Source organism: Kitasatospora sp. NPDC101801, assembly GCF_044766665.1.
GTDB lineage: Bacteria > Actinomycetota > Actinomycetes > Streptomycetales > Streptomycetaceae > Kitasatospora.
The window spans coordinates 1-13,382 of the sequence record NZ_JBIWML010000046.1 but is presented as its reverse complement, the minus strand read 5'-3'; the positions used below and the strand labels follow the sequence as shown (position 1 = coordinate 13,382).

The following is a 13,382-nucleotide window of genomic DNA, read 5'->3' as shown; positions in this document are numbered from 1 at the left end:
CGGTCCGGCCTTGCAGCGACCGTAGCGGCAGTGCTCAGGCGGCGCCGACCCGGCGGTCCGGCAGCGGTACCAGCGCGGCGAACTCCAGCGGCGCGGACGGGTCGACCGACAGCTCCGGCGGCGCCGGTCCGGCACCGGCCCGGACCAGCAGGTCGCCGATCGCGGCGATCATCGCGCCGTTGTCGGTGCACAGGCCCGGCGGCGGCACCCGCAGGGTGATCCCGGCCGAGGCGCAGCGCCGCTCGGCCAGCTCGCGGACCCGGGAGTTGGCCGCCACCCCGCCGACCACGACCAGGGTGGTGATGCCGTGGTCGGTGCAGGCCCGGACGGCCTTGCGGGTCAGCACGTCGGCCACCGCCTCCTGGAGTGCGGCGGCGGCGTCCGGTACGTGCGGGGTCTGCTGCGCCTCCACCCAGCGGGCGGCGGCGGTCTTCAGGCCGGAGAACGAGAACGCGTACCGGGCGTCCTGAGCACCCGTCAGCGGTCGCGGGAAGCGCACCGCCTTCCGGTCGCCGGTCCGGGCCGCGCGGTCGATCGCCGGGCCGCCCGGGTAGGGCAGGCCGAGGATCCGGGCCACCTTGTCGAAGCACTCGCCCGCCGCGTCGTCCAGGGTGTCGCCGAGGTGCACGATCGGGTCCCGCGCCAGGTCGCGGACCAGCAGCAGCGAGGTGTGGCCGCCGGAGACGATCAGCACCACGCAGGGGTTCGGCAGCGGGCCGCCGGCCAGCCCGGCGGCGGCCACGTGCCCGGCCAGGTGGTGCACCCCGTGCAGCGGCACCCCGAGTGCGAACGCGTAGCCCTTCGCGGCGGCCACCCCGACCTGGAGCGCCCCGGACAGACCGGGCCCGGTGGTCACGGCCACCGCCCCGACGTCGGCCAGGGTCAGCCCGGCCCGCCACAACGCCTCGGTAACCACCGGGGCGACGGCGTGCACGTGCGCCCGCGCGGCGATCTCCGGCACCACGCCGCCGAACCTGGCGTGCTCGTCCATGCTGGACGCCACGGCCTGCCCGAGCAGCACGCCGTCGCGCACCAGACCGGCGCCGGTCTCGTCGCAGGACGACTCGATGCCCAGCACCACCGGGGACTCCGGCATGACCCAACCTCACTGCCTGTTGCTCGGGAAAAGTACCTGCACACAGTGTGCAACAAGCCGCGCATCCGCCGGGCCGGGGCCCGACCCGCCGAACTCCTGCCGGGCCCACCCTCCCGACGGTAGGTTGAACGGGTGGGTGAGCGGTGGGGTGAGTGGGTGCGGGTCCCGGTCGGGGACGAGGCCGCACGGTGGGCGACCCGGGGCGGCAGTACCAAGGTCCTGCTGGTCGTGCACAACGTCACGTCCGCGACCAGGCTGCTGGACGTGGTGCCGCTGTTCCGGGACGACCTGCGGGTGCAGCTGCTGGCCACCTGCACCGGCTCCTCGCCGTTCCAGGCCGGCCTGACGGAGCTGTTCGACGCGGTCGGCGTGCCGCTGCTGCCCTGGGAGCAGGCGGTCGGCACTCCGGTGGCGCTGGCGATCTCGGCCAGTCTCGGCGGTCAACTCGACCGCATTCAGGGCAAGTTGATCGTTCTCTCGCACGGCGTCGGGTACAATAAGATACTTGCGCCAGCCAGCCAGCCAGCCAGCCAGCCAGCCAGCCAGCCAGCCAGCCAGCCAGCCAGCCAGCCAGCCAGCCAGCCAGCCAGCCAGCCGTTCGTGTTCGGCTTCGATCCGGCGCTGCTGCTGGACCAGGCCGGCGTCCCGTTCGTGGACGCGATGGTGCTCTCCCACCCCGAGCAGGTCGAACGCCTCGCGGCCGCCTGCCCGCCGGCCGCCGCGACGGCGGTCCTCGCCGGTGACCCCTGCTACGACCGGCTGCTGAGCGAGCGTCCGCTCCGCGAGCGCTTCCGCCGCACCCTCGGCGTCCACCCCGGACAGCAGCTGCTGCTGCTCAACTCCACCTGGAACCCCACCGCGCTGTTCGGCGACGGCGGCCCGGTGGACCTGCTCCCGCTGCTGCTGCCCCGGCTGCGCGCCGAACTCCCGGCCGACGAGTACCGGGTGGCCGCCGTGCTGCACCCGAACATCTGGCACGGCCACGGCCCCGGGCAGATCCGGCTCTGGCTGGACGCCGCGCAGCGGGCCGGGCTGACCCTGATCGACCCGGTGCACGACTGGCGGCAGGCCCTGCTCGCCGCCGACGCGGTGCTCGGCGACTTCGGCTCGGTCAGCTACTACGCCGCCGCGCTCGGCACCCCCGTCCTGCTCGGCGCGGCGTCGCTCGACACCCTCGGCCCGGACAGTCCGGTGGCCGACTTCGCGCGCAAGGCACCGCAGTTGGACCCGTACGCCGACCTGCTGCCGCAGCTGGACCGGCTCCGGGCCGAGCACCGGCCGTTCCCCGGCCCGGCCGCGCTGACCAGCTCCGACCCCGGCCGGGCGGCCGGACTGCTCCGGGCGCTCTGCTACCGCCTGATCGGGCTGCCCGAGCCCGGGACGCCCGCCGTCCTGGACCGGCTGCCGCTGCCGCCGTACCAACCGCCCGTGCGCACCGCGCCGTTGCGGGTCTGCACCCGGGTGCTCCGGCACGGCGCGGTCGAGCTGCACCGGACGGTCTCCCCCGAGTACGAACCGGACGGCCCGGGCGAGGGCCACCTCGCGGTGCACGAGGACACCCTGGACCGGGAGGTGCTCGACCTGGCCGACCTGATCTACCGGTACGGCGCCCCGGACGACCCCCGGTTCGGGACGCCCGCCGACTGGACCGCCGAGGTGCTCGACCGCTTCCCCGGCTGCTCGCTGGCCGCCTACGTGACCGGCCCGCACCGCTGCGTGGCCCGGCACCGCAACGGCCTGCTGGTCGAGTTGACCACCACCGACGGCGGCGCCGACCCAGCCGCCTGGGCCTCCGCCCTGCTGGCCCGGCCCGCCACCGGCCCGTTGGGCGTCCGCACCGGCAGCACTACGCACGCCGTACAGGTCACCGACCTCAGGCGTTAGCCCGCTCGCGCAGCGCGTGCAGGAACGGCAGGTGCAGCGCGGCGTTCTCCCGCCCGAGCAACACCAACGCCTCCTCGATCGCCACCGCCGCCTCCGCCGGACGCCCCTGGGCCAACCGGGCCTCGGCCAGGTTGGTCAGCGTCCGGGCGGTGTTGTAGTCGTCGCCGTGCTCCCGGAACCAGCTCAGCGCGAGCTCCAACTGCTCGACCGCCCGGGCCGGTTCACTCGCGAGCGAACGCCCCCGGTGCCGCCGCAGCAGCGCCCGGGCCCGAGGCACGTCGGCCCGGCCGCGGTCACCCTCGGCGATCCCGCCGAGCAGCCGGTCGGCCTCCTCGAAGCAGTCGTACGCCTCGGTGAACCGCCACTGCCGCAGCCGCAGCAGCCCGAGCGACTCGACCGCGGTGGCCTGCCCGCGCAGGTGCCCGGCCGCCCGGTCCGCCTCGGCGGCGGCCATCAGCTCGGTCTCGGCCTCGTCGTACTTCTTCGACTCGACCAGCGCGAAGGAGAGTTGGGTGTGCATCCGGCCGGCCAGGTCGGTCCCGGGGGCGTACGCCTCGGCCGACCGGACGCCCGCCCGGAGCGCGGGCAGCAGCAGGTCGTGGCCGGCCGCCTTGAGCTGGAGCGCCCACAGCGCCTCGACCAGCTGGCAGACCAGGTCGTGCCAGCCGAACTCCCCGGCGGCCCGGACCGCCTCCAGCAGGTTGCCCAGCTCCCCGCTCAGGGCGGCCACCGCGGCTCCCGGGCCCTCGTACTCGCCGCGCCCCAACTCCCGGTACAGCGGGCCGAGGTGCCACCGCTGCGGCAGCGCCGCGTGGTCCGCCCGGACCGCGAAGTGCAGCAGCGACTCCACCGCCCGGCGGACCGCCGCCGCCCCGGCCGCCAGGCCGTCCTGCCGGACGGCGGCCTGCTCGGCGTGTGCCCGCACCATCGGGCGGTACCGGTAGCGTCCGTCCCGCTGCGGTTCCAGCAGCCGCTGCTCGGCCAGCTCGGCAAGCAGCTGCCCGGGGTCGGCGAACCCTCCGACGGCGTCCGCGAGTTCGGGGCCGATCGCGGCCCACGGGCGGAGCCCGCCGAGCCGGTACAGCCTGGCCGCCTCCGGGGACAGCCGCCCGTACGCGTCCTCCACCGCCACCTGGGCGGCGTCCGCCTCGCCGACCCGGGGCGCGGGCACCGTGGCCAGGTACGGCGCGGCGGCCCGCAGCGCGAACGGCGAACCGGCGCAGCGCGCCAGCAGCGCGGGCAGGGTGGCCTTCGCCGCCCCGACCGCCTGACGGCCCGCCAGTTCGGTGAGCAGCCGGGTGGCGTCCTTCCCGCTCAGCGGACCGACCGGCACAGCGACCGCGTCCAGCCCGGTGAGCGGACGACGGGCCACCACGACGGTGCACACGCCGGGCGCCGAGGTCACCAGCGGCAGCACCTGGGCCGCCGACTGGGCGTGGTCGAGCACCAGCAGCAGGCGCCGGTCGGCCAGCGCCGTCCGGTAGGCGGTCAGCCGGTCGTCCAGACCGAGCGGGACGGTGTCGGCGGGCATCCCCAGGTCCAGCAGCAGCCGGCGGAGCAGCGCGGTCGGGGTCGGGCTGGTGCCCAACGCGCCGCCGCGCAGGTCGAGATAGAGCTGCCCGTCGGGGAAGCGCAGGATCTCCCGGGCGCCCCAGTGCACCGCGAGGGTGCTGGTGCCGATGCCTTCGGGGCCGTGCAGCACGGCGACCCGGGGACGCCCGTCCGGCTTCCGGTCGGCCTCCTGGTCGAGCTGCTTGAGCGCCTCCCTGCGGTCGGTGAAGAACCGCACCGAGGCGGGCAGCGCCCGGGGTACCGCAGGACGGTACGCACCGGCCCCGGCGTTGCCGTTCAGCCAGGCCGACAGCTCCAGCGCGAAGGCCGGATCGGCCTCGGCCCGCGCCACCAGGCGCCCGGCCAGCTGCTCGCGCTCGGCCGCCCCGGTCGGGGCCGGCACCTCCCGCCCGAACGCCCGCCTGGTCAGACCGCCGACGGACTCCCAGGCCCACCTGCCCGCCTCGTTGGCCATCGAAGCACCGACGGCGCCCAGCACCGCGGTGACCGCCGAAATCGACAGCGGATCGAGCACGCCACTCCCCCAGGTCCGACCGGCTCTTCGGCCCCACCGTAGCCTGCCGCCGTCGCCGGGCGGGCTCCGTTGCCCGATCCGGCGGCCCGGTGCGCCCGACCACGAACCCCGGGTATACACCCTGGGTAGAGTGCCGTCCATGTCACTCGGTCAGATCCTCCTCGGCCTCCTGGAGTCCCAGCCGCGCCACGGCTACGACCTGAAGCGCGCCTACGACGAGCAGTTCGGCCGCACCCGGTCGCTGCACTACGGGCAGGTGTACTCGACGCTGTCCCGGCTGCTGAAGAGCGGGCTGGTCGAGGTGGAGGGCGTCGAGCCGGGGGACGGCCCCGAGCGGAAGCGGTACGCGATCACCGAGGCCGGGGTGACCGACGTCGGCGAGTGGCTGGCCCGGGCCGAGAGCCCGGAGCCGTACCTGCAGAACACCCTGTACGCCAAGGTGGTGCTCGCGCTGCTGACCGGACGCCCGGCGGCGGAGGTGCTCGACCTGCAACGGACCGAGCACCTGCGGCAGATGCGGGTGCTGACCCGGCGCAAGGACTCCGGCGACCTGGCCGACCAGCTGATCTGCGACCACGCCCTGTTCCACCTGGAGGCGGACCTGCGCTGGCTGGAGCTGACGGCCGCCCGGCTGGACGAACTGCGCGGGCAGGTCGGCCGATGACCGCCCCGGCCGAGGCCCGTACCGGACAGCGGTCCGCACCGGCGACGGCGCTGCTCAGCGGGACCGGCCTGGCGAAGGCGTTCGGCGCCACCACCGCGCTGCACGACGCCTCGCTGAGCGTCGCCGCGGGCGAACTGGTCGCGGTGATGGGCGCCTCCGGCTCCGGCAAGTCCACCCTGCTGCACTGCCTGGCCGGGATCGTCCGGCCGGACGCGGGTGAGGTGACCTACCGGGGCACCTCGCTGGCCGAGCTCACCGACGCCGGGCGCAGCGCGCTGCGCCGCAGCGACTTCGGCTTCCTGTTCCAGTTCGGCCAGCTGGTCCCGGAGTTGACCTGCCTGGAGAACGTCGCGCTGCCGCTCCGGCTGAACGGGCTGCGCCGCCGCCCGGCCGAGCGGCTGGCCCGGGAGTGGCTGGAGCGGCTGGAGGTCACCGGCACGGCCGCCCAGCGCCCGTCCGACGTCTCCGGCGGCGAGGGCCAGCGGGTGGCGCTGGCCCGGGCCCTGGTGACCGGCCCGCAGGTGGTCTTCGCCGACGAGCCGACCGGTGCGCTGGACTCGCTGAACGGCGAACGGGTGCTCCGCCTGCTCCGGGCCGCCGCCCGGGAGTCCGGCGCCGCGGTGGTGCTGGTCACCCACGAGGCCCGGGTCGCGGCGTACGCCGACCGCGAGGTCGTGGTCCGGGACGGGCGCACCGTGACCCGCTAGGGCCGGTCCGGGGTCGCCGGGTGTCAACGGGGCGTCAGGATCGCGGCCGGCGCCGCCAGGAGGGCGTCAGGGAACGGTCGGGCGCGAACCGCCCCGCCTAGAGTCGGAGCTGTCGACGGCGCCCGCACCGCTCCGTGGGGGAAGCCGCGTGCGGGCCGACAACGGAACGAGCCGCAGACCCCCGGGGTCTGCGGCTCGTTCCGTGACGCTGCGGATCAGATGGACTGCCAGGCCGGCTTCGCCGCGTAGGTGGCGCGGAAGTAGCCGGCCAGCTTCAGGCCGGACGCGGCCGCCTCGTCCACCACCACGGTGGCGTGCGGGTGCAGCTGCAGGGCCGAGGCCGGGACCAGCGCGGAGAGCGGGCCCTCGACGGTGGCGGCGACGGCGTCGGCCTTGGCCTCACCGGTGGCCAGCAGCACCAGGTGGCGGGCCTCCAGGATGGTGCCGATGCCCTGGGTGATGACGTGGTGCGGGACCTGGTCGAGGCTGTCGAAGAACCGTGCGTTGTCGACCCGGGTCTGCTCGGTCAGCGTCTTGATCCGGGTGCGCGAGGCGAGCGAGGAGCACGGCTCGTTGAAGCCGATGTGCCCGTCGGTGCCGATGCCGAGCAGCTGGAGGTCCACGCCGCCGGCCGCGGCCAGCGCGTGGTCGTACGCGATCGCCTCGGCGGCGACGTCCTCGGCCGCACCGTCCGGGCCGAAGAAGGACGCCTCGGTCAGCCCGAGCGGCTCGATCACCTCACGGAGCACCACCGAGCGGTACGACTCCGGGTGGCCGGTCGGCAGGCCGACGTACTCGTCCAGCTGGCAGACCCGGGCCCGCGAGACGTCGAGCGCGCCGCTGCGGACCTTGGCGGCCAGTGCCTGGTAGATCGGCAGCGGTGTGGAGCCGGTTGCCACCCCGAGCAGCGCATCGGGCTTCCGCGTCACCAGTTCGGCCATCGCCGAGGCGATGAGCTCGCCGCCGGCTGCGGCATCGGGGACGATGACGATTTCCATGGCTCCACCGTTCTGAGTCGCACTGTGGTCTAGACCAGACGGAACCAAGCCTATCGCGCCGACCGCCACCGGGGCAGACCCGCCGCCCGATTGCGCCCACTCGTTCCAGCCCTTGAGACCAATGCGACAGGCAGTCGCCCGGGACAGCAACCCCGGTCCGGCCATCAGGGGAGCCGGACCCGGGGGCAGCGCACTCCGCCGGTCCCGGCTCGGGTGGCCGGGGTCACGCCGCCGACGGGCACCCGGTAGAACAGTCGGGGGGCGGCGGGGGTCCGCCACCGGAGGGGAAGTGACGCGGTGGACGACGGCACGGAGCTGGCCCGACGTTTCGAGGAGCACCGGCCGCACCTGCGCGCGGTGGCCTACCGGATGCTCGGCTCGATCGCCGAGGCCGACGACGCGGTGCAGGAGGGCTGGCTGCGCCTCGACCGTTCCGACGCCGACGAGATCGAGAACCTCGGCGGCTGGCTGACCACGGTGGTGGCCCGGGTCTGTCTGAACCTGCTGCGCTCCCGTGAGCAACGCCGGGAGGACCCAATGGAGTTGCGGATCCCCGACCCGGTGGTCAGTCACCGGGTCGGCGTCGACCCGGAGCAGCAGGTGCTGCTCGCCGACTCGGTCGGGCTCGCCCTACTGGTGGTGCTGGAGTCGCTCGGACCGGACGAGCGGATCGCCTTCGTGCTGCACGACATGTTCGCCGTGCCGTTCGCCGAGATCGCCCCGATGCTCGACAAGTCAGCTTCGGCGGTACGGCAGTTGGCCAGCCGCGCCCGTCGCAAGGTGCAGGGCCGGGCACCGGCCCCCGATCCCGACCTGAGCCGTCAGCGCCTGGTGGTGGACGCGTTCTTCGCTGCCACCCGCGACGGGCGGTTCGACGACCTGGTCGCCGTCCTGCACCCCGACGTGGTGCTCCGCTCCGACGGCGGCCCGACCCGGCCCCGCCAGACCGTGGTCCTGGAGGGTGCGCGGACGGTCGCCTCGCAGGCCGTCACCTTCGGCAAGCTGGCCCCGTTCGCCCGGCCCGCCCTGATCAACGGTGCCGCCGGGGTGGCCGTCGTGGTCAACGGCAAGCTGGTCTCGGTGATGGCCTTCACGGTGGCCGACGGCCTGGCCGTCGCGATCGACGTGCTCGTCGACCCCGAACGCCTCGGCCGCGTCGACCTCACCGCGCTCGACCTCTGAACGGGCGGGGCGGTGGGCTGCTCCCATCGCTCCGGTCGGACGGTAACTCCGGTCAGGTTATCGGGAGTTACCGTCCGACCGGCAGGCCGGCGGCGGCGTCCGACCCGATGAGCACCTTCTCCAGGTTCGCCGGCACCCCGGTCGCCAGCAGCATCGCCGCGCCACTCTGCTGCAACCACCGCAGGTGCGGGTCCCGCAGGCTCTCCGCGCGCTCCGAGGCGAGCATCTCCGCCAGCTCGGCGGGCAGTCCCGTCGCCAGGAGCATTGCCGCGCCACCCTGCTGCATCCACTGAGTGTTCTGGTTCGTCGTCATGCAGAGAACGGTACGGAGCACCGGAGTTCGCCGACATCCGATGCTCCCCCGGCCGTCGAGGGGGGTTTTCCCCCGTACCGGGGGGAGGACATCCCAAGCCCCCGACGGCGCGGATCGGTCGGTCACCGACCACGGTTGCATGCCTGTGACAGGAGGCGGACCCTTCCCGGACCCCCGGTCCGCCAGACTTCTCCTGTCGCACAGAGCAGCGAGCTACCGAACAGGCGGACACGCCACGGGGGGAAGCAGGGCTCGGGCGAAACCCACACTCACCCCACCGTTGCCCGAGGAAACCGCCATGTCCGCTCGCGCCCCCGCCGCCACACCGCCATCAGCCTCGCCATCGCCGTGACCACCGGTACCACTCTGCTGCTGACCTCGTGCAGCGCCTCGACCACCGCCAACTCGGCAGCGTCGGCCACCGGTTCGCCCGCCGCTCCGTCCGTCACGCCGTCGGCCTCCTCCACCGCTTCGCCCACCGCCGCACCCACCGCTTCGCCGAGCGCCGACCCGAGCGCCCCGCCCGTCGTCCTCGCCGCGGTCACCACCGCGGTCACCACCGCACCGCCGGCACCGCTGAACGGCACCGCGCACAACGGACTGACCATCAGCAACGGCACCCGGTACGTCGTGATGAACGGCACCACGGTCGACTTCGGCACCGAGGTCCGCGACCTGGTCTGGTCCCCGAACGGCCGCAAGGCCGCGTTCGTCGACGGTGCCGGTGACCTGGTCGTCGCCGACCCGGACGGCAGCGCGGGTCACCGTCGCCCGGCACCCGGCCGGTGAGACCTGGTCGCACCCGGCCTGGCAGGTCGCGGTGGCCTCGCCGTACGGCTACTACCCGGCCAAGAACAACCTGTTCTTCACCGCCGCGAAGGGCGGGGTCTCCCGGCTGAAGACCGTGCCCGCCAGCACCGTCGGCGGCACGCCGCAGCAGCTGGGGTTCGGCAACTACTCGGACGAGGGCATCGAGCCGAACCCGGTGGCCGGCAACCTGTGGGCGGCCGGCGGCAACGCCGACGGCAGCACCGCCTACGCGAACAGCGACAGCGGCGAGGTCTTCATCCGCGACGACTCCCTGCGCCAGCAGGGCGGCCCGGTGGCGAAGGGCTCGGAGCCCACGCTGTCGCCCGACGGCCACGACATCGTCTTCGTCCGCGCGGTGGACGGTCACGACCACCTGTTCCGGAGCAACGGCCACGACAAGGCCGTCGCCGCCAAGGACCTCACCCCGCACGCCACCACCGACTACACCGAGCCGGCCTGGTCCCCCGACGGCCGCACCATCGCCGCCCGGACCCCGGCGGGCATCGTGACCCTCCCCGCGAACGGCTCCGCCGCCCCGACCCTGGTCTCCGGACACCAGGGCCTGCCGGCCTACCGCCACCTCGGCTGAGCCCTTCGACCCAACTCCCTGCCCCAGCGGGCCCGTTCAGCCGGTCGGCTGGGCGGGCCCACGGCTGGTTCCGGCGAGTTCGGCCCGCAGCTCCCCGAGGTGCGCCTCCGCGTTGTCGTGCGGCAGGTACTCGATCACGTCGAAGAACCGGAACAGCACCTGCGCCCCGGTCGCCGCGAACTCGTAGTCCGCATAACCCACCACCGCGCCGAGCTCACCCCGGACCGCACCCCGGACGACATGCGCCGTCAGCTCGTCCGGCTGCTCCGCCGTGAGCCCGCGCCGGGCGTTGGGCCTGGCCAGGTACGAGCACACCATCGAGGCGTACAGCATGCAGGCCCGGTGCCCCGGACCCTCCAGCGTCGGGGCCAGGTTCCGGTACGGCCGGCCGCCCGCCAGCGCGGCACCGATCGCGGCGCTCTCGGCGGCCCCGACCACCCGCCACACCGGCCCGCGCGGCATCAGCACGTTGCACACCGAACACAGCCTCTGCTGCGCGCAGTCGGCACTGCGGCCGTAGTCGGTCAACGCGAACTGCGGCTGCCCGTCCTGCCACGGCGTGATGGCGGGCACCGGGTAGCCCCGGCCGTCCCGAGGTCGGTCCCGGACGGCGGACGGCATGGGCACGAGGTCGAAGCGCACGCCCCATACCTACCAGCCCTCGGCGGAGCGCTCCCGACCGGGTCGCGGACGCCGCGACACTCGCCGCCCCCACCGACGTCCTGGAGACGGAGGGCCTGCAACTGCCCGGCTTCGCCGCCGAACCGTCGCAGAATCCCAGCCTCGTCCTCAAGCAACTGACAGGGCGCGGAAGGGGTAGGTGGTCGAAAATTAACCCGGGAAACACAAAAGGCCCGGCTCGGGGATCATGTCCCTGAGCTGGGCCTTTACTGCTGGAGCGGGCGACGAGAATCGAACTCGCGCTATAAGCTTGGGAATCTCTTCCGCGAAAATCAACATAACCGCAGGTCAGGGGCCATATAGGCCCCATCCCTGGAGGCCCGAAATCGTGAAATCCTTTACCGCCATTTACCGTGGCTTACCGCCGTTACCCGCGCGGTAGTCGCGCACGACGCGATTCCGCCGTTTCGATCCGGCAGCCGGGCTGCCATCGGCGGGATTTCCGTCGAGGCTGGGCAGAGATCGTCGGCACAGGAGGCGGCGGCATAGCGCCATGCGCGGACCGATGTAGGCCGGCCACTGCGGGGGCCGGGGAAGGGCCTGAGGGTCACCCCGCCCCTGGGCGGTTGTTCAGGCATCACCATGCAGCGGACGAGCACGGGCATGCTTTGCGGTCATACTTCAGGCCGGCCCGCCGGGCGGCGGGCCACCGGCCGGGCCCGGATCCGTGGTGGATCCTGACCCGGCCGTCGTGCCGGGGCGGAGCGGGCGAGCTGAGGGCTTGCCTTGGCTCGATGGCTTCGCTACCGGTGGTCTGCCTGTCGTCAGCGGCTGCCGAGCAGGGCGATGAAGGGGGCGATCCGCGGGACATCGGTGTTCATGCTCCCCATCGCGACCTGCGTCGCGGACGCGTAGGTGCGGCCGTCGATGGTGACGGAGGAGGAGGCACCGTTCAAGCTGCGGTGGGTCAGCCGTGACAGGTCCGACCAGTGCAGTTCGAGCTGCAGGCCGAAGTTGGGGCCTCCCCCCGTGTGGTGGACACGCTGATACTGGATCGTGCTTGATCCGGAGGAAGCGAGACACCGCCGATGGCGTTGAAGGACTACTCGGACGAGTTCAGGGCCGATGCCGTGGCCTTGTACGAGTCCGCACCGGGGGCGACGTACAAGGGCATCGCCGCCGACCTGGGCGTGTCCCGGGGCAGCCTGCGCGAGTGGGTGCTGCGAGCCCGCAAGCGCGACGGCGTGCCCGCCGCACCCGCCCGGCGCGGGCCGCGCGGGCCGCTGCCGACCGGGGCCGATGCCGCGTCGGCCGCGCGGATCCGCGAGCTGGAGGACCGGGTCCGCGCCCTGGAGGCATCCGAGCGGAAGCTGGCCACCGAACGCGACATCCTGCGCAAGGCGGCCAAGTATTTCGCCGGAGAAACGAACTGGTGAGCCGTTTCCAGTACGTCCGCGACCACAAGGACGCCTACGGCGTGAAGCGGCTGTGTCAGGTCCTGGAGGTCAACCGCTCCAGCTACTACAAGTGGGAAGCCGGGAAGCAGGTCCGCGTCCGCCGGGAGGAAGCAGACCGCGCCCTGGCCGCCGAGATCCGGACGGCGCACGCGGACTCCGACGGCGCCTACGGCTCCCCGCGCGTGACCGCCCAGTTGCGCGCCGAGGGCCGGCGCGTCAACGAGAAGAGGGTCGCCCGTGTGATGCGCAAGTACGGCATCGAGGGGATACGCCTGCGCCGGCGCGTGCGCACCACCGTCCCCGAGCCGTCGGCGGTCCCGGTCCCGGACCTGTTCCACCGCGACTTCACCGCCCCCGCCCCGGGGCTGAAGTACATGGGTGACATCACCTACCTCCCCACCGGCGACGGGGAGTTCCTCTACCTCGCCACCGTCCTGGACTGCTTCAGCCCGAGCCCCCTGGCGCCGTCACGCGGACGCGATCGTCACCGCCTACCAGAAGCGCTGGACCATCCACCGGATCCAGGCCGAGTACGGCCCGCGGGACTCCGACCTCTACCGGCTCCTCAAAGAGCGCGGCATCCCCACCCGCAAGGCACGGCGCGACAGCCACCGCCCTCGCCCGCCTCCACGGTGTCAGCCGCGCCACGATCGGCAACCGCCTGCGCGAGAGCGGCATCACGATCCGCAGCTCGGCCGAGACAGCCCGGCTACGACTGAGCGCCGACACCGAGCACCTTCTCCCCGAAATCCTCGCGGCCCTTCGGGCCGGGCAGCCCGCCGCACGAATATCCGCGACCTACCCGGTCTCCCAGAGCCAACTACGGCGACTGCGCGCAGACCACGGCCTCGACCGGACGCCCGCCCAAAAGAAAAGAACCTGAGTGGCTGTTGTCGTTCCGTTCTTGAGGGGTGCTGGTCGAACGGGGGTCTCGATCGGGTGAGCGCTGCGGTCGTCGCGCATGAAAGCAGGGCC

Annotated in this window: 14 protein-coding genes; 8 read left to right on the top strand and 6 right to left on the bottom strand. The window is 73.6% G+C overall.

The features are described 5' to 3' along the window. Positions 1-34: 34 nt before the first annotated feature. Positions 35-1,096 carry a tRNA (adenosine(37)-N6)-threonylcarbamoyltransferase complex transferase subunit TsaD gene (tsaD, locus tag ACIRPK_RS32280; RefSeq protein ID WP_403045227.1) on the bottom strand — a complete coding sequence of 354 codons (1,062 nt, stop codon included), beginning with the start codon at positions 1,094-1,096 and terminating at the stop codon, positions 35-37. Between the two features lie 132 nt (positions 1,097-1,228). Here tsaD and ACIRPK_RS32275 point away from each other — a divergent pair, with 132 nt between their 5' ends. Further along, complete coding sequence (locus ACIRPK_RS32275; RefSeq protein ID WP_403045224.1) at positions 1,229-2,980, top strand: PT domain-containing protein; 1,752 nt, start codon at positions 1,229-1,231, stop codon at positions 2,978-2,980. On the opposite strand, the gene ACIRPK_RS32270 is transcribed toward ACIRPK_RS32275, so the two are convergent. Beyond that, positions 2,970-5,066, bottom strand: a complete 2,097-nt coding sequence (locus ACIRPK_RS32270) for a tetratricopeptide repeat protein (RefSeq protein ID WP_403045221.1) — start codon at positions 5,064-5,066, stop codon at positions 2,970-2,972. The genes ACIRPK_RS32275 and ACIRPK_RS32270 overlap by 11 nt on opposite strands. Before the next feature lie 139 nt (positions 5,067-5,205). On the opposite strand from ACIRPK_RS32270, the gene ACIRPK_RS32265 reads away from it, so the two are divergent. Both ACIRPK_RS32265 and ACIRPK_RS32260 read left to right on the top strand, forming a co-directional pair. Next, complete coding sequence (locus ACIRPK_RS32265; RefSeq protein ID WP_403045218.1) at positions 5,206-5,730, top strand: PadR family transcriptional regulator; 525 nt, start codon at positions 5,206-5,208, stop codon at positions 5,728-5,730. Beyond that, complete coding sequence (locus ACIRPK_RS32260; protein ID WP_403045215.1) at positions 5,727-6,437, top strand: ABC transporter ATP-binding protein; 711 nt, start codon at positions 5,727-5,729, stop codon at positions 6,435-6,437. Before ACIRPK_RS32265 ends, ACIRPK_RS32260 begins: the two co-directional genes overlap by 4 nt. 215 nt (positions 6,438-6,652) lie before the next feature. Here the strand turns inward: ACIRPK_RS32260 and nagB are convergent, their stop codons facing one another. Then, on the bottom strand, positions 6,653-7,435 hold the full coding sequence (gene nagB, locus ACIRPK_RS32255; RefSeq protein WP_403045213.1) for a glucosamine-6-phosphate deaminase: 783 nt from the start codon (positions 7,433-7,435) through the stop codon (positions 6,653-6,655). Between the two features lie 297 nt (positions 7,436-7,732). Between nagB and ACIRPK_RS32250 the strand changes: the two genes are divergently transcribed. Further along, complete coding sequence (locus ACIRPK_RS32250; RefSeq protein ID WP_403045210.1) at positions 7,733-8,617, top strand: sigma-70 family RNA polymerase sigma factor; 885 nt, start codon at positions 7,733-7,735, stop codon at positions 8,615-8,617. 67 nt (positions 8,618-8,684) lie between these two features. Here ACIRPK_RS32250 and ACIRPK_RS32245 read toward each other — a convergent pair whose 3' ends face one another. After that, positions 8,685-8,930 (bottom strand): hypothetical protein, encoded by a 246-nt coding sequence (locus ACIRPK_RS32245; RefSeq protein ID WP_403045207.1) that lies wholly within the window; start codon positions 8,928-8,930, stop codon positions 8,685-8,687. 348 nt (positions 8,931-9,278) lie between these two features. Here ACIRPK_RS32245 and ACIRPK_RS32240 point away from each other — a divergent pair, with 348 nt between their 5' ends. Both ACIRPK_RS32240 and ACIRPK_RS32235 read left to right on the top strand, forming a co-directional pair. Further along, a complete protein-coding gene (locus ACIRPK_RS32240) occupies positions 9,279-9,719 on the top strand; it encodes a hypothetical protein (protein ID WP_403045205.1) in 441 nt (146 codons plus the stop codon). Then, positions 9,655-10,329: a TolB family protein gene (locus ACIRPK_RS32235; protein ID WP_403045203.1), complete on the top strand. Its 675-nt coding sequence runs from the start codon at positions 9,655-9,657 to the stop codon at positions 10,327-10,329. Before ACIRPK_RS32240 ends, ACIRPK_RS32235 begins: the two co-directional genes overlap by 65 nt. A gap of 36 nt (positions 10,330-10,365) precedes the next feature. Here ACIRPK_RS32235 and ACIRPK_RS32230 read toward each other — a convergent pair whose 3' ends face one another. Together ACIRPK_RS32230 and ACIRPK_RS32225 are read right to left on the bottom strand one after the other, a co-directional pair. Further along, positions 10,366-10,971: a hypothetical protein gene (locus ACIRPK_RS32230; protein ID WP_403045200.1), complete on the bottom strand. Its 606-nt coding sequence runs from the start codon at positions 10,969-10,971 to the stop codon at positions 10,366-10,368. Between the two features lie 803 nt (positions 10,972-11,774). Continuing rightward, positions 11,775-11,906: a hypothetical protein gene (locus ACIRPK_RS32225; RefSeq protein ID WP_403045197.1), complete on the bottom strand. Its 132-nt coding sequence runs from the start codon at positions 11,904-11,906 to the stop codon at positions 11,775-11,777. Between the two features lie 132 nt (positions 11,907-12,038). Here ACIRPK_RS32225 and ACIRPK_RS32220 point away from each other — a divergent pair, with 132 nt between their 5' ends. Both ACIRPK_RS32220 and ACIRPK_RS32215 read left to right on the top strand, forming a co-directional pair. After that, the gene (locus tag ACIRPK_RS32220) at positions 12,039-12,386 is read left to right on the top strand and encodes a transposase (protein ID WP_403045195.1); all 348 of its coding nucleotides are present in this window, start codon (positions 12,039-12,041) and stop codon (positions 12,384-12,386) included. Continuing rightward, positions 12,383-13,126 (top strand): IS3 family transposase, encoded by a 744-nt coding sequence (locus ACIRPK_RS32215; protein WP_403045193.1) that lies wholly within the window; start codon positions 12,383-12,385, stop codon positions 13,124-13,126. Before ACIRPK_RS32220 ends, ACIRPK_RS32215 begins: the two co-directional genes overlap by 4 nt. Positions 13,127-13,382 lie beyond the last annotated feature (256 nt).